This is a genomic window from Bradyrhizobium sp. WSM2254 (assembly GCF_000472645.1).
GTDB classification, from domain to species: Bacteria; Pseudomonadota; Alphaproteobacteria; order Rhizobiales; family Xanthobacteraceae; genus Bradyrhizobium; species Bradyrhizobium niftali.
Window position 1 is genome coordinate 1 of record NZ_AXAB01000062.1, and the last position, 21,060, is coordinate 21,060.

Annotated in this window: 18 protein-coding genes; 12 read left to right on the plus strand and 6 right to left on the minus strand. The window is 65.0% G+C overall.

What is annotated here, in order from left to right; translation table 11 throughout:
* Positions 1–309: 309 nt before the first annotated feature.
* Positions 310–1,110, minus strand: coding sequence for a RimK family alpha-L-glutamate ligase (locus A3M7_RS0134480; protein WP_027547995.1), 801 nt, complete (start codon positions 1,108–1,110; stop codon positions 310–312).
* A 374-nt stretch (positions 1,111–1,484) separates the two neighbouring features.
* Here A3M7_RS0134480 and A3M7_RS0134485 point away from each other — a divergent pair, with 374 nt between their 5' ends.
* The 3 genes from A3M7_RS0134485 (at position 1,485) to A3M7_RS0134495 (ending at position 4,669) form a co-directional block, all read left to right on the plus strand.
* Positions 1,485–2,258, plus strand: a complete 774-nt coding sequence (locus A3M7_RS0134485; RefSeq protein WP_027547996.1) for a ferredoxin--NADP reductase — start codon at positions 1,485–1,487, stop codon at positions 2,256–2,258.
* A 443-nt stretch (positions 2,259–2,701) separates the two neighbouring features.
* Positions 2,702–4,327: an FMN-binding glutamate synthase family protein gene (locus A3M7_RS0134490; protein ID WP_049823871.1), complete on the plus strand. Its 1,626-nt coding sequence runs from the start codon at positions 2,702–2,704 to the stop codon at positions 4,325–4,327.
* Between the two features lie 102 nt (positions 4,328–4,429).
* Positions 4,430–4,669, plus strand: a complete 240-nt coding sequence (locus tag A3M7_RS0134495; protein ID WP_027547998.1) for a PilZ domain-containing protein — start codon at positions 4,430–4,432, stop codon at positions 4,667–4,669.
* A 134-nt stretch (positions 4,670–4,803) separates the two neighbouring features.
* Here the strand turns inward: A3M7_RS0134495 and A3M7_RS0134500 are convergent, their stop codons facing one another.
* The gene (locus A3M7_RS0134500; protein WP_027547999.1) at positions 4,804–6,102 is read right to left on the minus strand and encodes a hemolysin family protein; all 1,299 of its coding nucleotides are present in this window, start codon (positions 6,100–6,102) and stop codon (positions 4,804–4,806) included.
* A gap of 244 nt (positions 6,103–6,346) precedes the next feature.
* Between A3M7_RS0134500 and A3M7_RS0134505 the strand changes: the two genes are divergently transcribed.
* A complete protein-coding gene (locus A3M7_RS0134505) occupies positions 6,347–8,422 on the plus strand; it encodes a methyl-accepting chemotaxis protein (protein WP_027548000.1) in 2,076 nt (691 codons plus the stop codon).
* A gap of 208 nt (positions 8,423–8,630) precedes the next feature.
* Here the strand turns inward: A3M7_RS0134505 and A3M7_RS0134510 are convergent, their stop codons facing one another.
* The 3 genes from A3M7_RS0134510 to A3M7_RS0134520 all read right to left on the minus strand — a co-directional run bounded on the left by A3M7_RS0134510 (position 8,631) and on the right by A3M7_RS0134520 (position 12,216).
* Positions 8,631–10,601 (minus strand): carbohydrate porin, encoded by a 1,971-nt coding sequence (locus tag A3M7_RS0134510; RefSeq protein ID WP_027548001.1) that lies wholly within the window; start codon positions 10,599–10,601, stop codon positions 8,631–8,633.
* A 405-nt stretch (positions 10,602–11,006) separates the two neighbouring features.
* Positions 11,007–11,270: a hypothetical protein gene (locus A3M7_RS0134515; RefSeq protein WP_027548002.1), complete on the minus strand. Its 264-nt coding sequence runs from the start codon at positions 11,268–11,270 to the stop codon at positions 11,007–11,009.
* A gap of 139 nt (positions 11,271–11,409) precedes the next feature.
* Positions 11,410–12,216, minus strand: a complete 807-nt coding sequence (locus tag A3M7_RS0134520; protein WP_027548003.1) for a creatininase family protein — start codon at positions 12,214–12,216, stop codon at positions 11,410–11,412.
* Between the two features lie 150 nt (positions 12,217–12,366).
* Here A3M7_RS0134520 and A3M7_RS0134525 point away from each other — a divergent pair, with 150 nt between their 5' ends.
* The 7 genes from A3M7_RS0134525 (at position 12,367) to A3M7_RS0134555 (ending at position 18,751) form a co-directional block, all read left to right on the plus strand.
* Positions 12,367–13,389 (plus strand): ABC transporter substrate-binding protein, encoded by a 1,023-nt coding sequence (locus A3M7_RS0134525; RefSeq protein WP_027548004.1) that lies wholly within the window; start codon positions 12,367–12,369, stop codon positions 13,387–13,389.
* A gap of 104 nt (positions 13,390–13,493) precedes the next feature.
* Complete coding sequence (locus tag A3M7_RS0134530; RefSeq protein ID WP_027548005.1) at positions 13,494–14,309, plus strand: ABC transporter ATP-binding protein; 816 nt, start codon at positions 13,494–13,496, stop codon at positions 14,307–14,309.
* Positions 14,306–15,124, plus strand: coding sequence for an ABC transporter permease (locus tag A3M7_RS0134535; RefSeq protein ID WP_027548006.1), 819 nt, complete (start codon positions 14,306–14,308; stop codon positions 15,122–15,124). The genes A3M7_RS0134530 and A3M7_RS0134535 overlap by 4 nt, the downstream gene beginning before the upstream one ends.
* Positions 15,124–16,113 carry a 2-hydroxyacid dehydrogenase gene (locus tag A3M7_RS0134540; RefSeq protein ID WP_027548007.1) on the plus strand — a complete coding sequence of 330 codons (990 nt, stop codon included), beginning with the start codon at positions 15,124–15,126 and terminating at the stop codon, positions 16,111–16,113. Before A3M7_RS0134535 ends, A3M7_RS0134540 begins: the two co-directional genes overlap by 1 nt.
* Entirely contained in the window at positions 16,113–16,805 is a 693-nt protein-coding gene (locus A3M7_RS0134545) for an AprI/Inh family metalloprotease inhibitor (protein ID WP_027548008.1), read from the plus strand. Before A3M7_RS0134540 ends, A3M7_RS0134545 begins: the two co-directional genes overlap by 1 nt.
* Positions 16,806–16,923: 118 nt before the next feature.
* Entirely contained in the window at positions 16,924–17,331 is a 408-nt protein-coding gene (locus A3M7_RS0134550) for a YciI family protein (protein WP_027548009.1), read from the plus strand.
* A gap of 133 nt (positions 17,332–17,464) precedes the next feature.
* Positions 17,465–18,751, plus strand: coding sequence for an RNA polymerase sigma factor (locus A3M7_RS0134555; protein WP_027548010.1), 1,287 nt, complete (start codon positions 17,465–17,467; stop codon positions 18,749–18,751).
* A 130-nt stretch (positions 18,752–18,881) separates the two neighbouring features.
* On the opposite strand, the gene A3M7_RS0134560 is transcribed toward A3M7_RS0134555, so the two are convergent.
* Positions 18,882–20,270, minus strand: coding sequence for a peptidoglycan-binding protein (locus A3M7_RS0134560; RefSeq protein WP_027548011.1), 1,389 nt, complete (start codon positions 20,268–20,270; stop codon positions 18,882–18,884).
* Between the two features lie 261 nt (positions 20,271–20,531).
* Here A3M7_RS0134560 and A3M7_RS0134565 point away from each other — a divergent pair, with 261 nt between their 5' ends.
* A complete protein-coding gene (locus A3M7_RS0134565) occupies positions 20,532–20,906 on the plus strand; it encodes a hypothetical protein (protein WP_027548012.1) in 375 nt (124 codons plus the stop codon).
* Positions 20,907–21,060 lie beyond the last annotated feature (154 nt).

Here is a 21,060-nt window from a genome sequence, read left to right on the forward strand (position 1 = left end):
ATCGCCTTCAACATGAGGCGGTGGGCCACGATCGCCGCGTGAGCCGCCCTCCGAGGGCGACAACTACAGATATTGGCAGGCAATTGCCGCGACCAAGGCCTTCTCTCGTGACGTCTTCAGCCTCAAAAGCCAATAACGCAACAGGCCCTTTGTGGGAGAAGGTGGCGCGAAGCGCCGGATGAGGGGTTCTATCCTCGAATGCTGCTGCGTGAGGTGTGCTCGCGGAGAGAGACCCCTCACCCGTCTCGCCGCCAAGGCGGCGAGCCACCCTCTCCCACAAGGGGAGAGGGTGCAGCGTGCCCGTGGCTGCTAATTTTTGCCAAACACCCGGTCCAGCGCCGCGTGATACGTCGCTTGCACCAGCTCCGGATGCAGCTTCGCCAGCGCTTCCATCATCACGCCGGAATTGATCTCGAGTACGCGCCAGGAGCCGTCGACGCGGACCACGTCGATCGATGCGAAGGCAATGCCGATGGCATTGGCGGCGTCGGCGGCGAGCCTGACGCAGGCCGCGCGAACCTCGCCGTCCTCCATCAGCACCGGCCGTGCGCCGGCGTCGAGATTGTGCCGCCAATCCGATCCACGCTGCTTGCTGTAGACGACAAGTGGCACGTCATCGAGCAGCACCACGCGGATCTCCTGCTCGATCGCGACATAGGGTGAGATCACGAGCCCCGTGCTCATCGAAAAGACTTCGCCAACCGCGTGGTCGAGTTCCGCCTCCGTCGTCACCTTGAACACCGATCGCCCCGATGTCCCCTCGTTCGGCTTCACCACCACACCTTGCGGATGGTCGTGAAGCAGCACGAGCATTGCCTCTCGCCAGGTGGCGCCAACGACATCCTTGCCCAGCTTCGGGTTGAGGAAGAGATGATGAGGAATGCAGGGCACGCCCTCGAGCGTCAGCGCCTCGGCCGTCGCCGATTTGTCGTTGGCGAGGCGATGCGCGATGGCGCTGTTGAGGCCGATGTCGTAGCCGAAGGCGAAGTGGCGCGCCTTGCCCCGGCGCATCGCGATCAGCCAGCCGCCGGAGCGGATGTCGACGGCAATGCCATGGCGGGCGCAATAGCGCCGGATTGCCTGGACGAAGATGCGTTCGCTGCTGGCCATGGGTCTCAGTCACTTCTGTCGCCAAAAGCCGCAAAAATGCGGGGTTCGGCGCCAGGCCGGGGTGAAAATCAGAGCTATTCTTAATGAAATTCTCGCGAGCGCGACGGAAATTAAGTGCTGCCGTCGAGCCCGAAAGGGAAAAGAAATTGCCCTGTGCGCGCGCCGCGCAGCAGATTCGTTAATGGCGCGGCCAATTCCCTCGCAAATGCCGGTTTGATCGGCATCAATTGCACCCGAAACGAGGTTGATTATTGGTCTCAATGGCGTAGATCACACACGCGAAATCCTCCGCCATGGCAATGGTGTCCGCCCCGCTTTCAGGGCCGGGCAATGCTTTTGCCCTAAAACCGCAATTATTCGGAATATCGAAAATCATGAGCGCGTTTTACCGAGAGAAGGTTCTTTCCGTCCAGCACTGGACCGACACGCTGTTCAGCTTCCGCGCCACGCGCGATACCGGCTTCCGTTTCCAGAACGGCCAGTTCGCGATGATCGGCCTCGAGGTCGACGGCCGTCCGCTGCTGCGCGCCTACAGCATGGCGAGCGCCAACCACGAGGAAGAGCTCGAGTTCTTCTCGATCAAGGTTCAGGACGGCCCGCTGACCTCGCGCCTCCAGAAGATCAAGGAAGGCGACACCATCCTGGTCGGCCGCAAGGCGACCGGCACGCTGATCACCGACAACCTCATCCCCGGCAAGCGGCTGATGCTGCTCTCGACCGGGACGGGCCTCGCGCCGTTCGCGAGCCTGATCAAGGACCCCGACGTCTACGAACAGTTCGAGACCATCGTGCTGGTGCATGGCTGCCGCCAGGTCTCCGAGCTCGCTTATGGCGAGAAGCTCGTCGCCAATCTGCGCGAGGACGAGCTGTTCGGGGAGCTGCTCGCTGACAAGCTCGTCTACTACCCGACCGTGACCCGCGAGCCGTTCCGCAATCGCGGCCGCATCACCGACCTCATCAGCTCCGAGCAGATCTTCAACGACATCGGACAGGGCCCGCTCGACATCGCGACCGACCGCATCATGATGTGCGGCAGCCCGGCGATGCTGGAAGAGCTGAAGGTGATGTTCGAAGGCCGCGACTTCGTCGAAGGCAGCGGCAACAAGCCCGGCCATTTCGTGATCGAGAAGGCGTTCGTCGAGCGCTGAGTCCTCTTGAATGGGTGGCGCGATCTCGCGTCCCATTCAACTCGTCGTCCCGGACAAGCGCAGCGAAGCGGAGCGCCGATCCGGGACCCACACCACAGGACGTGGTTTGGCGAAGACTCGTAGTGACAGCTTTCTCTGTCACGAAATCCTGTGGTTATGGATCCCGGGTCTGCGCTGACGCTTGCCCGGGATGACAGCTCGGTTTGTGGCCGCCGGCGGCCTCCTCCCATCCCCACTCCCTCTGCTGCACTGCAAAAGCCTAACCTCTCGGCGGATTGATTTGCCGCGGCCGAATTCGCTAGCCTGAAACAAGCGCCGCGTCATATCCGTATGACAGGCGCGGGCGTATCGTACCGCCTCAAGCTGGCGAGAGGATGGGAATCGTGGCCGACGAAAATAGCAAAGCGCCAAAATCGAAGCGTGGGCCCCTGGAAGAGGGGGCCATGGAAACCCTGCTGATTCCATTCTCGCCGCGCTTCATCGTGCTGACGATCTGCGCGGTCGTCACCGCGCTCCTGATCGGCTTCGGCATCGCCGACCGCAAGATCTTCGACATCCTGCTGATCCCGATCCTGATCTTCGGCGCCCTGACGCTGCTCGGCGTCCGCGACCTCATGCAGAAGGGCCATGCGGTTCTGCGCAACTACCCGATCTCGGCGCATATCCGCTTCCTGCTGGAAGAAATCCGCCCCGAGATGCGGCAGTATTTCTTCGAGAGCGAGAAGGACGGCATGCCGTTCTCGCGCGACATCCGCGCGGTGGTCTATCAGCGCGCCAAGATGCAGCTCGACAAGCGTCCGTTCGGCACCCAGGAGGACGTCTACCGCGAGGGCTACGAGTGGATGCATCACTCGGTGTCGCCGAAGACGCATGCCGAGGAGAAGTTTCGCGTCACCATCGGCGGCCCCGATTGCGCAAAGCCATATTCGGCATCGGTGTTCAACATCTCGGCGATGAGCTTCGGCGCGCTCAGCCCGAACGCGGTGCGTGCGCTGAATGCCGGTGCGAAGAAGGGCGGCTTCGCCCATGACACCGGCGAGGGCGGCGTCAGCCCCTATCACCGCGAGATGGGAGGCGACATCATCTGGGAGATCGGCTCGGGCTATTTCGGCTGCCGTCACCTCGACGGCACGTTCGATCCCGAGGCGTTCGCGCGGGTCGCCGGCGAAGACCAGATCAAGATGGTCGAGCTCAAGATCAGCCAGGGTGCCAAGCCCGGCCATGGCGGCGTGCTGCCGGCGGCGAAGGTCTCGGAGGAGATCTCCAAGATCCGCGGCGTGTCCATGGGCGAGGACTGCATCTCGCCAGCCTCGCACCGCGCCTTCTCGACGCCTGTTGGCATGATGAAGTTCATCGCGGAGATGCGACGCCTCTCCGGCGGCAAGCCGGCCGGATTCAAGCTGTGCATCGGTCATCCCTGGGAATTCCTGGCGATCTGCAAGGCGATGCTGGAGACCGGCATCTATCCCGATTTCATCGTCGTCGACGGCAACGAGGGCGGCACCGGCGCGGCGCCGCTGGAGTTCATGGACCATCTCGGCATGCCGATGCGCGAGGGCGTCAACTTCGTCCACAACGCGCTGATCGGCATCAATGCGCGCGACCGCATCAAGCTCGGCGCCTCCGGCAAGATCGCCACCGCCTTCGACATGGCGCGGGCGATGGCGATCGGCGCCGACTGGTGCAATTCGGCGCGCGGCTTCATGTTCTCGCTCGGCTGCATCCAGTCGCTCAGCTGCCATACCGACCGTTGCCCGACCGGCGTCGCGACGCAGGATCCGACGCGGGCGCGCGCGCTCTACGTGCCGCTCAAGATCGACCGTGTGCACAATTACCACCATGCGACGCTGCACTCGCTGACCGAGCTGATCGCCGCGGCCGGTCTCGAACATCCCCAGCAGCTGCGCCCGATCCACTTCAGCCAACGGACGTCGACGACCCAGGTGCAATCATTTGCGCAGCTCTATCCGGCGCTGCGTCCGGGCGAACTGCTCGAAGGCACGGAAGACCCGCGCTTCCGCGACGCCTGGCGGATGGCGCGGGCGGAGACGTTCCAGCCGGCGCTGTGAAGCGCCGGGCCACGATATGAAGCGGCCGCGCGAGGCCAGAGAATTGTCGCGAGCAGAGCGATGGCTTAACGTCTGATTCAACTTTGGGTATAGATTCATCCCATGGACGAGCGACGCGACAAAGCCAGACATCGCGTGCTGAAGGCCGGAACGATCGAGTTCGGCGGCGGCGCGATCGACTGCACCGTCCGTAATTTCTCGGACACCGGCGCAGCCCTCGACGTCACCAGCCCGGTGGGCATTCCCGAACACTTCACCCTGCTCATCCAGGCCGACGGAAAGCAACTGGCGTGCACCGTGGTCTGGCGCAAGGAAAAGCGGATCGGCGTGAAGTTCGGGTGAGGTCTATGCTTGAGGCAAGCTCGCGCCTCTTGCTCCGCGGTCGTCCCGGCCTAGTGCGCAATTGCGCACTAGGCCGGGACGACGAGTGGAGATTGGTGCGACGTCCCGCACAATCACACACAAGCGCGCGCAACTCACGCCGCCACCTGCTCATCCCGGCGGCTCGCCAGAATCTTGTCGATCCTTCTTCCGTCGAGATCGACCACCTCGATGTGCCAGTCGCCGAGGTCGAAGGCGTCGCCGACATTGGGCAGCACGTTGAAGTGTTGCAGCACGAGGCCCGCCACGGTGTAGAAGCGGTGGTGCGGCGGCAGCTCGATGCCGAGCAGCTCGCCGAATTCGTCGACCGGCATCCAGCCGGCGACCAGCAGCGATTCGTCTGCGCGCTTGACATAGGCCGGCTCCGGCGGGCCTTCCTCGGAATGGAACGCGCCGACGATCGATTCCAGGATGTCGGCCGCAGTGACCACGCCTTCGAAGGCGCCGTACTCGTCATAGACGAAACCGACATGGACCGGAGCGGCCCTCAGGATCGCGAGCACGTCGCGGGCATCCGCCGAGGCGGGAATGCTCGGCGCTTCGCGGACGAGCGCCCGCAGATCGGGCGTGCGTTCGTTCATGAACGCGACCAGCAGGTCCTTGGCCTGGAGCACGCCGATCGGCTTGTCGCGTTCGCCGTCCGAGGCCGGAAAGCGCGAATGCGGGCTCTTGGCGATGATCGCTTGAATGGCTTCCGGTGCGTCGTTCAGGTCGATCTCGTCGACCTCCGTGCGCGGCGTCATGACGGCGCCGACCGGCCGGTCGCCGAGCCGCATCACGCCGGCGATCATTTCCTTCTCGCCGGGTTCGAGCACGCCTGCGTTTTCGGCTTCGCTGACGAGGTGATGGATCTCGTCCTCCGAGACCTTCTCCTCGGCCTTGCCGCCGCGGCCGAGCAGCGTGAGGATCAGCTTGCCGGAGAGATCGAGCAGGAAGACAAGCGGCAGTGAAACCCGCGCCAGAACGTGCATCGCGGGCGCGACCTTGACCGCGATGCTCTCGGGGTCGCGCAGCGCGACCTGCTTCGGCACCAGCTCGCCGACGATCAGGGTGGCGTAGGTGATGAGCGTGACGACGACGCCGACGCCGACGATGTCGGCGATGCCGGCGGACAGGCCGAGCTCGACCAGCCATTGCGCCAGCCGCTGCCCGAGCGTCGCGCCGGAGAATGCACCCGAGAGCACGCCGACCAGCGTGATGCCGATCTGCACCGTCGAGAGGAATTTGCCGGGATCGGCCGCCAGCGTCAGCGCGCGGTCGGCGCCGCGCACGCCCTTGGCCGCGAGCAGCGAGAGGCGGGCCGGGCGGGACGAAACCACCGCCAGCTCGGACATGGATAGCAGGCCGTTGATGACGATCAGGACGACGACGATGACGAGTTCGACCGAGAGCATTGATGTTCCGGAGGTATGCGAGTGCGGCCGGATGGCGACGCAAGCATTGATATAGGTATTTTGCGGGGAAAATCCCGGCAATTCTGTCGCATCTCGCACCACGGGGAACCTGGCGACGACAGCGTTCGGCAGACCCGCGCGGCCCATGGCACTCCGCGGAACTACGGGCCTTTGCTTAACGGGCCCTTAGTGGCCGACAGCTAGGTTTTCGACATTTGTAGCAATGTATTCGGGGGACCCAAGGATGCGGATCGGGAAGCTCTTCGCGCTGTCGATGCTGACGGTGACGGTTTTTGCAGTCATCCTCGGCGCCGAGGTGCTGATACCCCAGGCGCGCATCTTCTCGAACCGCTCCGACGCGATCAAGACAGTTGACGCTTTTGGTGCGACCCTGATGGTCAGCCAGCAAGTCGCCAGCCTTCGTGCCCCCTACATTGGACCGATCTTCCAGGAAGCCGCTGCAACGCAGGCCCAGATCGACGTTGCCGCGAAGGCCGCGAAAGCCGCCGAGACCGCCTTCGAGAGCGCAAGGCGGGCCATCATGGTGCTGGATGACGGCGGAGCGATTGCCGAGCATCTCGACCGCGCCGCGCGGCGGCTGAAGGAGATCCACATCGCGGCGGATCGCGCGATGAGCGTTCCGCTGGCGGCGCGCGACAGCGCCGCAATCAAGGGTTTCCTGCCCGGTGTTGCCGAGGTGCTCGGCAATATCGAACCGGTCATGAACCGGCTCGAGGCGAAGGTCGTCAATGCCGATTCCTCGCTTGCGGCGCTGTTGAGCCTGGCGCGGACGGCGCAGGATCTGCGCGTCTCGGCCGGCAGCCGCGCCGCCACGCTGTCGCCGGCGCTGAGCGCACGCCGCCCGCTCGCGGCGGCCGAGATATCGCTGATGGATCGTATGCAGGGGCGTGTAGAAGCCGACCGCGAGCGCATCGAGGCCGGTATCGACCAGCTCGGAAACCCGCCCCGCATCGCCACCGCGCTGAAGGCGGCGACGGACTCCTATTTCGGGAAAGCTGCGCTCGTCGTGGACAAGGAAATGCCCGCGGCCCGTAGCGACGGCAAGTACGGCGTCAACGCCGATGAGCTGGCCGGTGTCATCGTGCCGGCCATCCAGATGTTCTACGGCGTGCGCGACGCCGCGCTGGCCGAAGCTGCCGAGCGCGCCGCCTCCGCGCGCGATGGCGCGCTGGCGATGCTCGCCCTCGCGGGCGTGGCGGTGCTGGCGCTGCTCGGGACGCTCGGTGGCGTGACCATGATGCTGCGCAGTCGCGTGGTGACGCCGCTCAGCCGGCTCGCGGACGTGATCGGGACGCTCGCCGCCGGACAGCATGAAGTCGAGATCCCCGCGACAGGCCGCAACGACGAGATCGGCCAGGTGGCGGGCTCGCTGCGGCACTTCAAGGATTCGCTCGTCGCCAAGAAGGCCGCCGACGAGGCGGCCGCGGTCGAAGCCGAGGCGAGGCTCCGTCGCGGCCAGCGCGTGGACCAGATTGCGCGCGACTTCGAAGCGATGATCGGCGACGTCATCAACACCGTCGCGTCGGCATCGTCGGAGCTGGAGGCCTCGGCGGGAACGCTGACGAGCACGGCCGATCAATCGGAAAAGGTCACTGCGACCGTCGCGGCCGCGTCCGAGCAGGCCTCCACCAACGTGCAGACCGTTGCCGCGGCGGCGGAGGAAATGGCCTCGTCGGTCGACGAGATCAGCCGGCAGGTCCAGGACTCCGCGCGTGTCGCCGGCGAGGCGGTGCAGCAGGCGGGGCGGACCAACGACCATGTCGGCGAGCTGGCCAAGGCCGCCGGCCGGATCGGGGACGTCGTCGAGCTCATCAGCCAGATCGCGGGCCAGACCAATCTTCTGGCGCTGAACGCCACCATCGAGGCGGCGCGCGCCGGCGAGGCCGGCCGCGGCTTTGCCGTCGTCGCCTCCGAGGTCAAGGCGCTGGCCGAGCAGACCGCCAAGGCCACCGGCGAGATCAGCCAGCAGATCGCGGGAATCCAGACGGCGACGGAGGATTCCGTCGGCGCCATCAAGGCGATCGGCGACACCATCACCCGCATGTCCGAGATCGCGTCTGCGATCGCCTCGGCGGTCGAGGAGCAGGGCGCGGCGACGCGGGAGATCTCCCGCAACGTGCAGCAGGCGGCCCGCGGCACCCAGCAGGTCTCCGCCAGCATCGTCGACGTGCAGCGCGGCGCGAGCCAGACCGGATCGGCATCTTCGAATGTGCTCGCGGCAGCCAAATCGCTATCGGGCGAGAGCACGCGTCTCAAGGCCGAGGTCGGAAAATTCCTGGACGCGATCCGGGCCGCATAGAAAGCGAACGTCTCTCCCGCTGGGGGCGCAATCGCATTTGCAGAGCGACGTCCCTGTGGCCCATCCTTCGAGACGCCCGCTTTTGGCGGGCTCCTCAGGATGAGGACAGAGTGCGCGGCAGCAGTTTCGACGGGCACCAATGCTGCTTAGCCTCATCCTGAGGTGCCCGCGAAGCGGGCGTCTCGAAGGACGAGGCGCGCGCCCGCGATCAGAACTCGCCGTGGAGCCGCCCGGAGAACACCGACACCGGGCCACGATCCGCGTTGTAGGCGGGATTGACGATGAGCTGGTAGTCGGCGGTGAAGGTGAGCGCCTTGTTCAGCGCATAGGCGTAATAGGTCTCGAGGATACGCTCCTTGCGGTAGTTGAGCGCGCCGTCACCGATCAGCACGCCGAGCCCGCCGGCGGCAAGGAAGTCGCGATAGTCCTGGGAGATTGCGTTGACGGCGCCGCCGATACCGATCACGTCGTCGGGCCGGCCCCATTTCGTGCCCTTGATCGACAATCCGCCGGACAGGCTGCGATTGATGTCGGTGAAGGCGAGCGTTTCACTCTTGCCGTCGTTCCAGCTCCAGCGGCCGAACAGTCCGACGTCGTCGGTGATCGCCTGCTCGAGGTTGACGACATAGCCGACCTTGAGGCGGCCGCGCCGGGTCTGCGCGATGTCGAGGTTGAGCGCGGGATTGTCCAGCGTCTCGCGGAAGCTGCCCATATTGGCACTGTCGACCCAGCCCATGGTCCTGAGCTTGCCGGGTTGGCCGAACAGCGAGAAGCGCGTCTCCAGCTCGAGCACGTACTGGCCGCGCTCCCCGACCTTGGTGTCGAAGTGATTCGAATTGGGCTCCGCGACCATCAGGAAATAGCCGCCGCGCAGCGCCCATTGCTTCTGGTTCAATTCGGCGGTGACGCCATAGGTGAGGCCGACCTTGTCGGCGGAATAGTCGAAGGCGCCCGGCGCCCACAGCGACCAGTTCATGAAATCCTTGCGGGTGTCCTTGGCGTAGGCGTTGCCGTCGAACACGTCGACCACCGCGAACTTGCCGGCCTGCACGGTGAGCCTGGAAACGTCGACCTTCTGGCCGAGCTGCAACTGGCCGCTCGCGAGCTCTTCCTGCTCGCCGCCGAAGCCGAAGGTCTGACGCACGAGCAGGCGCGAGGTGTTGTAGTGCGGATAGGGGAAGTTCGACTTCTGCGCCTCGCCGTTGGGGAAGCCGGCCGCGCCGACCGTGTCGTTCAGTCCAAATCCCTGGAGCAGCTCGGGATTGTAATAGACCTCGCCGCCGTCCCACAGCTTCGCGTTCAGGAACAGGCTGTTGCTCCAGGTCGCCTTGGCCTGCGCCGACGGCGAGAGAGAGTTCGTTCCGCTGTAGAGAGCGGGAAACGACGGATAGCCCTGCGGCAGATAGGTGCTCTGACCGTGAATCTCCCAGCGATCCGATTCCGTGTCGATCAGGGAGCTCTTCGGATTGTAGCTCGGCATGCCCGGCCAATCGACCTTGCGGTTGAGGCCGAGCCTGACCTGCTGGAAGTCGAGCGACGAGGAGGTGTATTGGGCCCCCGTGGAGAAGGCGACGTTGGCGCCGTCGAAGCGGCTATAGAGATATTCGAGCCGTGCGCTCCAATGCGGTGCGAAGCCGTATTCGATGCCGGCACCTGCGATCCAGCCGGGCCGCGTGTTCAGGATCTTCGGGACTTCGGCGCCGGAGGCCGGCGTGTCGAAATAGCGCTCGCCCATCCAGGCGAAGCCGCCGGTGGCGTAGACGAGCCACGGACCGCTGGTGTAGCCGACGCGGCCGCGTAGGCTGGCCGTGTAGTCCCATTGCTGGGTGACCGTATTGGCCGGTGTTGCGAGAGAGGAGACGATCGAGTTGGAGGTGATGTAGTTCGGAAACGAAAAATCGCCTTCGACGCCAACGAGCCAGCCGGAATTGAGCCGGTAATTGTAGCCGGCCTGCACGCCGCCAATCATGCCGCTGAAGACGCCGCTGTCGCTGATCGCGGTGCCGTCGTTCAGTGCGGAGTGGGACGAACCGTGGCCATAGCCGGCATGCGCGCCGATGTAGAGCCCGGTCCAGTCATAGACTGCCCTCAAGGCCGGTGCCTTCAGCGGCAGATCGGCCGCGCGGCCGGCGGCGGGAAAAGCCAGCACGCCGGAGGCGATCGCTGCCGCTGTCCGCAAATATCGGTATCGGTGACCCCTCAACGTCAAAACGCACGCCCCCAAAACGCGAATACGCCCCATCCGCCGCAACCGACATCCCTGCCGATTCGCGACGATCCTGTCACCAGGTTCCGGTTGGTCACGCGATCGGCCGAGATGATCTCGATTCGACGCGATTTCTTCCCAAGTCCCCGTGCTTGCTGCAAACCTTATTGCGATTAATTCGCAATAGCAACTGAAGCGGATTGCCGCAGGTGATGGTTCGCACCGCTGTGTGACGGGACTGCAACAAGTTCTCAGGCCCCAAAAATGGTTGACCCCGCCCGGGGGGACAGCCGGGCGGGGTCGGGGGCACGACACGGGGTGGATGAGGCGCCCGTGTCGGACGCGGGATCCACGTGAGATCGGCCTCAGGTACTCAAATCAGTAGCAGCTGCGAACGCGGCCAACGTACTGGCCGAAGGCGTTGTACTGGGCGACCCAGCCGCAGCGGTGATAGCCGTAGTAATAGGGGTCGTTGCTGGCGGCGATCGCGGAGCCGACCACAGCGGCGGTGGCGATGCCGGCACCCACACCCCAGACCCAGCCGGGCTGCTTGGCTTCGGCCGAGGAGGTGGTGGACATGATGCTGCCGGTGACGGCGAGGGCAGCGAGAGCTGCGGCGGCGATCTTGGTCTTGATCGACATGTGAAACTCCATCCGGGTTGAGGCGGTCCGTTGTGGCCCGCGTGCCCAGTTGGACGGAGGCTCCGCGCGTCCGGTTCGAAGACCGCGGATGCGACCCCGGGTAGAGGTTCTTTCCTCAATGATTCCAGGAGGATGTTGGCTAGCCGAGAGGGCCCTTGGCGAGCCTGTTCACGTCGAAGTTATCGACCTCAGTGAGCAGCTCGCAGAAGGCCGTCGCGCCCTGATCCAGCAATTGCTCGCCCTTCTCGGGCACGGCCAGCGTCGCGTTGCCGATGGCGCCGCTGGCGTTGAGATCCTGCGCCTGCCAGGCGAATGGCGCGGGCCGCTGCGTCGACAGCCAGCGATATTGCGTCTCCATCGCGACGCTGCTCGCGGGAAAATCCGCGATCGCATCTGTGCGCACCTGGTCGGGATAGCGCGCCAGCATGATCGAGGTCTCGACCGCGCCGCCATGAATGCCGTGGCGCACCTCTTCAGCCGGGAACAGCTTGTCCGCGCCAGACAGCCGCGACCATGACGTCGTCACCACGAACAGCTTCTGATGTGCGCGCAGATCCTGCGCGACCAGCATCATCGCCGCGCTGTTGCCGCCATGGCTGGTGATGATGACGAGCTTCTTCACCCCGCGACGCGCGACCTCCTCGCCGATCGCGGTCCACCTCTTCAGCGCCACATCGGTCGGCAGCGTCTGCGTGCCAGGATAGTCGATATGCTCGGTGGAAATCCCGACTGGTTCGACGGGCAGGAAGCTGGCCGGAACGCTTTCGGGCAAAAGCTCGCGCACGCGCGCCAGATAGGCGTCGGCGATCAGCACGTCGGTTGCGAGCGGCAGATGCGGCCCGTGCTGCTCGGTCGCCGCCAGCGGCAGCACCGCGATCCAGCGCGACGCGTCCGTTGGGCCGGCATCGGCCCAGCGGATCTCGGTCCAGTCGCGGGACGGCGTCATCAAGTTTTCCTTGGAGGTTTCTTTGCCCGAATTTGTCACGTAATTTGGGGTATGGAGGGGACGCGGGCCTGGCCGGCTCGCGTCCCCGATGTCTTGCGGTTTTATCGCGTTGGACTGGCATCGGCCAGCCACGATCGACGGAGTCCCATCATGAGCCCTTCTCATCTGCGGCGAGCGTTAACGGCGGGCTTGATGGCCGCCTTGGTCTCGGTCGTCCCGGCGCGCGCCGAGACCCTGGACAAGGTCACCTTCGGCACCAACTGGGTCGCCGAGGCCGAGCATGGCGGCTTCTTCCAGGCGGTCGCCGACGGCACCTATAAAAAGTACGGGCTCGACGTCACCATCGTCCCCGGCGGTCCTAACGAGAACAACCGGATGCTGCTGATCGCCGGCAAGATCGATTTCTTCATGGCCGCGAACACGCTGATGTCGTTCGACGCGATCGCCAACAATGTCCCCGTCATCACCATCGCCGCGGTCTTCCAGAAGGATCCGCAGGTGATGCTGACGCAGCCGGACGCCAAGGTCGCGAAGATCGAGGACCTCAAGCCGCTGACCTTGTTCGTCTCCAAGGAAGGCATGACCAGCTACTTCCAGTGGCTGAAGTCCGAATACGGCTTCAACGAGAAGAACGTCCGGCCCTACAATTTCAATCCGCAGCCCTTCATCGCCAATCCCAAGAGCGCGATGCAGGGCTACGTCACCTCCGAGCCCTTCGCGGTCGAGAAGGCCGCCGGCTTCAAGCCGAACGTGCTGCTGCTCGCCGATTACGGCTTCAACACCTACTCGACCCTGATCGAGACGCGCCGCGACATCGCCGAGAAGAAGCCCGATCTGGTGCAGCGCTTCGTCGATGCCTCCATGATCGGCTGGTACAATTACATCTACCGCGACAATTCCGCCGGCAATGCCATGATCAAGCAGCTCAATCCCGAGATGACCGACGATCTGCTGGCCTATTCCGTCGCCAAGATGAAGGAACACGGCATCGTTGATTCCGGCGAGTCGCTCAAGAACGGCATCGGCGCGATGAGCGACGAGCGCTACACCTCCTTCTTCAACAAGATGGTGAAGGCGGGTGTCGTGAAGGCCGATCTCGATTTCCGCAAGTCCTACACGCTGCGCTTCGTCAACAAGGGCGTCGGCGTCGAGCTGCGCCCGGCCAAGCCGTAACGCATGCCGGAGTTAGATCGATATGTCGCGGCGCGGTTCACCTCTCCCCGCTGGGGAGAGGTGCAGGTTGCCGATCGATCCCACCACATCACAGCCAGCGTTCGATGGTAGAGCGCAAAACCTCGTCCGGGGTCGAGGCCAGCCTGACGGCTCTCGCCGTCAGCCTGCGCGGCGTGACGAAGGTCTATGACAACGGCGTCGTGGCGCTCGGGCCGCTCGATCTCGCCGTGCGCAAGGGCGAGTTCATCTCGCTGCTGGGGCCGTCGGGGTGCGGCAAGTCGACCGCGCTGCGGCTGATCGCGGAGCTCAGCGCGCCGTCATCAGGCATCGTGCGGATGGCGCGTCACGAGGGACCTGCACAGCCGGGTCACGGCATCGGCTTCGTGTTTCAGGAGCCGACCCTGATGCCCTGGACCAGCGTGCGCGAGAACGTGCGGCTGCCCTTGAAGCTCGCAGGCGTGGCGAAAGCGGACGCACGCGCGCGCGCCGACGACGCGCTGGCGAGCGTCGGGCTTGCCGATTTCGCCGACGCCTATCCGCGCGAGCTGTCCGGCGGCATGAAGATGCGGGTCTCGCTGGCGCGCGCGCTCGTCACCGATCCCGATATCCTCCTGATGGATGAGCCGTTCGCGGCGCTCGACGAGATCACGCGCTTCCGCCTCAACAACGATTTGCTCGCGCTGTGGCGCAGCCTGCGCAAGACCGTCATCTTCGTCACCCATTCGGTGTTCGAATCCGTCTATCTGTCGCAGCGCGTGGTGGTCATGACGGCGCGGCCGGGCCGGATCCAGGCCGACATCCGCATCGAGACGGTCGAGCCGCGGACCGAGGAGTTTCGCACCTCGGCCGCCTATTCGGATTACTGCCGGAAGGTGTCGGCCGCGCTGGCGCCGTCCTATTCGGGGCAACCGGCGCTATGAGCGCGCAGCCCTCCGTCACCGCCGTGCCGTCCGGCGCGCACCGCGCGGTGCGCTTCGTGCTTCCCGTCGTCGTGCTTGCGGCCGGGCTTCTCGCCTGGGAACTCGTGGTCCGCATCAGGGAGATCCCGCCTTACGTGCTGCCGGCGCCCTCCGTCATCTTCCTGACGCTGATCAAGGACTGGGCGGTGCTGTCACAATCGCTCGCCACCACGCTTCTGACCACGCTGGAAGGATTTGTGGCGGCGAGCGTCGGCGGTATCGCGCTGGCGCTGTTGTTCAACCAGTCGAAATGGGTGGAATATTCGCTGTTCCCCTACGCCGTCGTGCTCCAGGTGACGCCTGTCATCGCGATTGCACCGCTACTCCTGATCTATCTGGAGCAGCAGACCGCGGTCGTCGTCTGCGCCTTCATCGTCGCCTTCTTCCCGGTGCTCTCCAACACCACGCTCGGGCTCAATTCGGTCGACCGCAACCTCGCAGGGTTGTTCCAGCTCTATGGCGCCTCGCCACCACAAACCCTGCGCTTCCTGAAGCTGCCGGCGGCGCTGCCCTATATCCTCGGCGGCCTGCGCATCGCCGGCGGGCTGTCGCTGATCGGCGCCGTCGTGGCGGAGATCGCGGCCGGAACGGCCGGCGCCGGCTCCGGGCTCGCCTACAGGATCGCCGAGTCAGGCTACCGATTGAACATACCCCGCATGTTCGCCGCGCTGCTGTTGTTGTCGCTGGCCGGGATTGTCATCTATGGGGTGCTGGCGCTAGTTTCCCACTTCGTTTTACGGCGCTGGCATGAAAGCGCGCTTGGAAAGGAAAACTGATGACCGCCGGTTCGATTTCGTCCGAAAAGACCGACCTTCTGATCTATGGGCCGGTGCGGCCGATCCTCGAGAACGGTTTTTCCGATCATTTCGTCGTGCACAAGGCCGAGACGCGAGGCGACCTCGAGCGGTTGACGCCCGCGATCCGTGAAAAGATCCGCGGCGTGGCCGTGACCTATCACACGGTGCGCGCCGACAAGGACTCGCTGTCGCAACTTCCCAAGATCGAGATGGTGGCAAGCTTCGGCGTCGGCTACGACCATATCGACGCCAAATACGCGGCCGAGCACAACATTATCGTCACCAACACGCCCGACGTGCTGACCGAGGAGGTCGCCGACGTCGCGATGGGCCTCCTGATCTCCACCGTGCGCGAGTTCATCAAGGCCGACCGTTACGTCCGCTCCGGGCTCTGGCAGACGCAGAACTATCCGCTCAGCGTCGGCTCGCTGCGCGACCGCAAGGTCGGCATCGTCGGCATGGGCCGGATCGGCCAGGCCATCGCGCGCCGGCTCGACGCGTCGCTGGTGCCGGTGGTCTACCACTCCCGCAACCCGTCCAAGGACGTCTCCTACAAGCACTATCCCGATCTGATCGAGATGGCGAAGGCGGTGGACACCTTGATGGTGATCGTGCCCGGCGGCGCCAGCACCAACAAGATGATCAATGCCGAGGTGCTCAAGGCGCTCGGCCCGCGCGGCGTGCTGATCAATGTGGCGCGCGGCTCGGTGGTCGACGAGCCGGCACTGGTGCAGGCGCTGAAGTCCGGCACCATCCTCGCCGCCGGTCTCGACGTGTTCGCGGCCGAGCCGAGCGTGCCGGACGAGCTCAAGAGCATGCAGAACGTCGTGCTGCTGCCGCATATCGGCTCGGCCTCGGTGGTGACGCGCAACGCGATGGACCAGCTCGTCGTCGACAATCTCAAGGCCTGGTTCGCCGGCAAGGCGCCGTTGACCCCGGTTGCGGAAACGCCGTTCAAGGGGCGCTGATGACCGTTCTTCGGGTCGTTGCATTGGCCATCGCGGCATGTGTCGCCGCGGTCGGCCCTGCATTGGCGCAGGATGCGACGACCCTGAAGAAGCAGATGCCCGGGCAGTGGGAGCTTTCGACCACCGAGCGCAGCAAGACCTGCGTCGTCACGATGAAGGCCGACGCCGCCGGCCAGGGCTTCAAGCTGGAGCTGGAGCCGGCCTGCAAGACCGCGCTGCCCTTCACCAAGGACATCGTCGCCTGGAGCGTCAGGGGTCTCGACATCGTTCGCTTGCAGGATGCGACCGGGGAATCGGTGATCGACTTCACCGAGGTCGAGGCCGGTATCTTCGAGGGGCTGCGGCAGGGCGAGGGCGTCTACATCCTGCAAGACCTCGCCGCCGCCCGTTCGATGGCCAAGTCGATGGACCAGATGATCGGCGACTGGTCGATGGTGCGCGGCAACGGCCAGCCGGTCTGCGGGCTGACGCTGACCAATACCGAGGCCGGGCCCGACAATTTCCAGGTCTTCCTGAAGCCGAGATGCGATGCGGCGATCGCGCAGTTCAACCCGACGCAATGGCGGCTCGAACGCGGCCAGATCATCCTGATGTCGAAATCAGGCGATATCTGGCAGTTCGAGGCCGACGACAACGCGCAGTGGCGGCGGGTTCCTGATACCGCCGATCCCCTGATCATGCTGCGGCAATAATTTCTCCCGGCCAATAAATTCTCTCGGGATGTCGATTTAGCCGAGGCTCAATCGTCACATCCATAGCGAGCCGGTTTGCGGCCGGAGCGGTCGCTGCTCGCGCCAAGGGAGTTTTTCCATGCGCTTCATGTACATCGTGACCTCCAGCCAGCCGATGGCAGGCCCGTCCCCGGCACTGGCGGAGGCGATGCAGAAGATATCAGAGCGGGAGATCAAGGCCGGTCGAATGATCGACAATGGCGGCCTGATGCCGCTTGCGACCGGCGCACGGGTGAAGATCGTCGACGGCGAGCTCAGCGTCATCGACGGCCCCTTCGTCGAGGCCAAGGAAGTGATCGGCGGCTACGCCATTTTCGAGCTGCGCGACAAGGCGGAAGCCCTGGCCATGGCGAAGGAATTCATGCAGTTGCATCTCGATCACATGCCGGGATGGGACGGTACCTGCGAATTGCGGGCATTTGCGACGCCGGGCGTGGACGTGGCGTGCGAGATCGACGCGCGTTCCAGGGTCGCCGCCCACGGCTGATGAACACCACCGCTTGTCCTAGAGTGTTTTCGAGCGAAGTGGATACCGGTTCGCGTAAAGAAAACGCGTCAAAACTAGAATCTAGAGCCCCGTTCCGATTCCGTCGGAACGGAAAGGGCTCTGGTCGGCGGCGATGACGGCCGCCGACATCGATCACGCGATCCGCGCCGCGATTCATGCAGCCTGGCGCGTTGTGCAGCCGCGGCTGATCGCGACGCTGTCGCGCATGCTGCGGGACGTGACGCTCGCGGAGGAATTGACCCAGGACGCACTGGTCGCCGCGCTGGAAGCCTGGCCGCTCAGCGGGGTGCCGGATAATCCCGGCGCCTGGCTGGTTGCGACAGCCAAGCGCCGCGCGTTCGATCATCTGCGCCGTGCGAAAATGCTCTCCCGCAAGCAGGACCTGCTGACGCACGACCTGATGCAGAAACAGGACGCGATGCCCGATTTCGACACCGCCCTCGACGACGACATCGGTGACGAATGGCTGCGGCTGATTTTCACGGCCTGCCACCCGCTGCTGCCGCGGCAGGCCCGCGCAGCGCTGGCGTTGCGTATGATCTGCGGCCTGACCACCGAGGAGATCGCGCGCGCCTTCCTGGTCACGGAGGCAACCATCGCCCAGCGCATCGTCCGCGCCAAGCGTACGCTTTCGCGGTCGGGCCTCACCTACGAAACGCCGGGCGGCGAGGCGCTTTCCGAGCGCCTCGCCTCGGTGCTCGAGGTCGTCTATCTCATTTTCAACGAGGGCTATTTGGCCTCTCGCGGCGAGGAGTGGCTGCGGCCGCAGCTCTGCGACGAGGCTCTGCGCATGGGACGGGTGCTGGTCGGGCTCGCGCCGCTCGAGCCCGAGGTGCACGGCCTCATGGCGCTGATGGACCTGAATGCCGCGCGGATGCATGCCCGCACCGACCAAGATGGCGAGCCCATCCTGCTCATGGACCAGAATCGCGGACTGTGGGATCGGCTCCAGATCACCCGCGGCCTTCGGGCGCTGGATCGCGCGCGCGAGCTCGGCGGCGCCGGCCGGTTCTACACGCTGCAGGCCGCCATCGTCGCGTGTCATGCCACCGCGGAGACGGCCGCAAGCACCGACTGGCGGCGCATCGCGGAGCTCTATGGCCAGCTTGCGACGCTGGTGCGCTCGCCTGTGATCGAACTCAACCGCGCGGTCGCGCTCGGCATGGCCGAAGGGCCGCAGGCCGGGCTCGATCTCGTCGAACTGATCGCCGACGAGCCGGCGCTGAGGACTTATCACCATCTCCAGGCCGTGCGCGGCGACCTTCTGCAAAAGCTCGGCCGCTTCGCCGAGGCACGGGTATCGTTCGAGACCGCCGCCCGTCTTGCCACCAATGCGCGCGAGCGCGGGTTGATGGAACGACGTGCGGCAGACATTGCCGATGCCGGCGGCATGGCTTGAGGCGCGCTGAAACGGTTCGAGACGCCCGCTTTGGCGGGCTCCTCACCATGAGGGGCCGATATCTTGCCGCGAAACGCGACCTCATGCTGAGGGCCCGCCGTAGGCGGGCGTCTCGAAGGATGGCCGCAGATTACGTCGTCGGCTTCGGCGGCGGCGCAGTGCCCTGCGCCCACTTCTCCAGCTTGCCGAGCACGCCCCAGGCCGTGAGTGCCAGCGAGATCGGCATCGCGAACTGGCCGAGCCCCGGCACCGCCGACACGATCGTTCCGAGCAATCCGGCAATGCCGCCTGCGTTGGGGGTCGCCGTCACCGACGAGAGCAGCGCGGTGAGCACCGAGCCGCCGATGCCGAGTGCGGTCTTCTTGCCGTCGAGCAGCTTGCCGATGGTCTCGCCGAGCGCGCCATTGACCTGGCCGAGCACGGGCTTGCCGTCCTTGTTGAGCAGGGCGCTGAGCAGGTCGACGACCTGCTTCAGCTGATCGACGGGGGCGGGATTGGTCGGGGTGACTGGTCCTGGCATGGGCGCCGTCTTGTTGATGAGGGAGAAGAGCCGTTCGAACAGGCTGATCGGGTCGTTGGTGGCGGGCAGCGTGTTGCCCGGTGTCGTCGTCCCCGGCGTTACGCCGCCGGCGGACGGTCGCAGCAATTGCGCGAGGTCTTCCAGCCGCTTCAGGGCGTGGGACAGATCGCGGGTCTGCCCGGCGGTGCCCGACTGCGCCGCGCGCGTGATGGCGGCGACCGTGGCTCCGTCGAGAAGCCCGCTATCCCTCAGGCCGTTCTGCTGCTGAAACTGGGAGACCGCAGCCCTGGTCTTCGGTCCGCTGATGCCGTCCTCCGCAAGCGGCGGATTGGCGCCGAGCTTGTTGAGCGCCTGCTGCATGAGAACGACCGTCGAGGCGATGTCGTCCTCGGGCTCGGCCCGGCCCACGAATTGCGGGCTGCCGTCGAGGGTGATCGAGGAATCGAGCGACATCATCGCATGCAGGATCACGGCGGTGCCGAGCTGGGAATCGACGTGGTTCGAGTCGAACACGTGGTCGCGGACGAATTTGCCGCCCTTCGCCTCGGGCGGGCCGTACAGTGTCGAGCCGCCATAGAGATAGGGCGAATTGCAGCCCTTGGCGTGATAGCCGAAGCCGTTGAACGCCTCGAGCCGGAACAGCATCCGCTCGATGCCCCAGTCCTGGGCGCCGATGAAATTTTCGATTCTGAATGCGTCCACGGCGCCGTCCACGAACGTGGCGAACGGGCCGCGCCCTTTCGGAACGATGGTCGTCACGCGATGGATCGACTCGCCGTTGCCGAGATAGGTGTCGAAATCGAAATTGGACTCGCGATAGTGGCAGAGGGCGGCAAAATACCAGGGAACACCGGTCAGCCGCTCGATCTGCTGATAGGTCGCCTTGCCGTTGATCGCCTTGCGTGCGACGGCATTGGCGTCGGCAACGCGTGAAGGCCGGATCTCAAGACTGGACCAGTTTCGCTCGTATTCGCTTTTCAGATTCTCGAATGAGACCATTTCCCGCTCCCGAAAAAATATGAATTATCGAAATTGTATGAAAGTCAGAATGAACCAGGCCCCGTGATCGGGGCGTGACTCCAGCGTGATCGGCGCAAATGTGGCAGGTTGCCGGCTAGGCGCATGTGAAATGGCTTACAGCTCCAGCGGGAAAATCAGCGGCGGGACCGGCATCGCAGGGCGTCCGACAATGCGGGAACCCGCGGGGTCCTCCGCCCGTTAGCAACGCACACGGTCAGGAGGCTTGCCCAGGAGGCTTGCATGGCCAAGCGCGTCCTCGCGATCGGCATCGAACCCGGCGTTGCGGACTACAGCGCATTCCCGCAGATCACGCCGGAACTCGTGCGCAGCTATATCGAGGCGCAGTTCTTGCGTCTGCGCGATGTCGGCTACCAGGTCACGAGCTGCCTGATCGATGTCGATGCGGCAGCGGAAGCCGCGGTGACGGCGGCGTTGCGCGACGAGAGCTTCGACTGCATCGTGATCGGCGCGGGCCTGCGCGAGCCGAAGGAGCGCCTGCTGCTGTTCGAGAAGGTGCTCAACCTCGTCCACCGCCTGGCACCCAATGCGGCGATCTGCTTCAACACCACGCCCGCCGACACGGCCGAGGCCGTGCAGCGCTGGATGGAGCCCTGACCTTTGGACGGCCTGCATGTGCATCGCACGCGGTATGATCCGGCTGCCGTCGCGCAGTGCCTCCGGCGCAATCGCGGAGCGTCCTAGGCTGCGTCGCCGGCAATTTGTCTGGCTCGAATTCGCTTCCGGCGCTATGACACAGCTCACCACAGGG